The 501-nt window shown below is 45.1% G+C and carries 1 protein-coding gene; it reads left to right on the forward strand.

Features of this window, described 5'->3' with window-relative positions; all coding sequences use genetic code 11:
• Positions 1-501, forward strand: a 501-nt coding sequence (locus R8N49_RS30970) for a cobalamin-dependent protein (protein WP_318190931.1), incomplete at both ends; no start/stop codon positions are given.

Consider the following 501-nt stretch of genomic DNA (forward strand, 5'->3'; position numbering starts at 1 on the left):
AATGCGGCAAAGCCACTTGAAGTGATTGAAGGCCCTTTGATGGATGGCATGAACGTGGTGGGTGACCTATTTGGTGAGGGTAAGATGTTCTTACCTCAAGTAGTGAAATCTGCACGTGTGATGAAGCAAGCTGTCGCGCATTTAGAGCCTTTTATTAACGCCGAAAAACAATCTGGTAGCAGTAACGGAAAAATTTTGTTGGCGACAGTGAAGGGTGACGTGCACGACATCGGCAAAAACATTGTAGGCGTTGTACTGCAGTGTAATAACTACGAGATCATCGATCTTGGCGTGATGGTACCGTGTGAAAAGATCTTGAAAGTCGCGATAGAAGAGAACGTTGATATTATTGGTTTGTCAGGGTTGATTACCCCATCTCTGGATGAAATGGTTCATGTTGCTAAAGAGATGGAACGTCTCCATTTTGATCTTCCTCTTCTGATTGGCGGGGCTACCACATCCAAAGCGCACACCGCCGTTAAGATTGAGCAGAACTACAAA

Source organism: Vibrio sp. 1978 (assembly GCF_033344345.1).